The organism is Actinomadura sp. 3N407 (assembly GCF_052245875.1).
GTDB lineage: Bacteria > Actinomycetota > Actinomycetes > Streptosporangiales > Streptosporangiaceae > Spirillospora.
Genome location: NZ_JBQQBP010000077.1, coordinates 1 through 891 on the forward strand (window position 1 = coordinate 1; position 891 = coordinate 891).

The 891-nt window shown below is 63.1% G+C and carries 1 protein-coding gene; it reads right to left on the reverse strand.

Features of this window, described 5'->3' with window-relative positions; all coding sequences use genetic code 11:
- Positions 1 to 881: lipopolysaccharide assembly protein LapB (gene lapB / locus ACTWPP_RS44990; protein ID WP_443110617.1), on the reverse strand; the 881-nt coding region annotated here is incomplete at its 3' end.
- Positions 882 to 891 lie beyond the last annotated feature (10 nt).

The window sequence follows — 891 nt, forward strand, 5'->3', positions numbered from 1 at the left end:
TCCAATTCATACTTGTAGACCGTATCGAGCAGCTCCGGCCCCAGGCGCGCATCCATCTTGGAACGCAGCCACGCCAGCCCTTCTGCCGCTCGGCCGAGCTGGGTGTATGCCTTCATCAGCCGTTCAGCCACCAGCGGCAAGAACGCCGGATTCTGCTGCTCTATGCTGCGCCAACGCTTGATCGCGCCTTCGGTATCGCCCTGCCCTTGCGCCACGTCGCCGAGCTGAATGGTGGCGCGCACGTTCTTCGGGTTCTCCTGCAGCGCGCGCTCGAGCCACTCAATGGCGGTCGGCACGTCCTTGCGTTGCAACGCTTCCTGCGCCAGCTCGCAGCAGAACTGCGCGATCTGGGCAGCGTAGTCCTTACCCTGCAGGGTCTGTAGCTCGCGCGCAGCATCGATGGCCTTGCGCCATTCCTTTTCGACTTCGTAAAGCTCCAGCAGTACGCGCTTGGCGGGCTCGGCAAACGTGCCTTCCATCAGCATGCGCAGGGACTCTTCTGCACGGTCCAGCAAGCCGGCGCGCAAGAAATCCTGGCCAAGTTCATACATCGCGTGATCGCGCTCGTTGGCCGGCAGATCGGGCCGATTGACGAGATTCTGGTGCACGCGGATGGCGCGCTCGGTCTCGCCGCGGCGGCGGAACAGGCTGCCGAGCGCAAAGTGCAGTTCGGTGGTTTCCGGGTCGAGGCGTGCCACCTCGATGAAGGCGTCGATGGCCTTGTCCGGCTGCTCATTGAGCAGGAAATTCAGTCCCTTGAAATAGGAGCGCGGCAGCGACGATTGTTCGGTGCGCAACTGGCGGGCGTCGAGTCGCGCAGCAACCCAGCCCAAGCCAAACACCAACGGGATGGCCAACAGCCACCAGAGATCGAAGTCCATGCGTCAGACC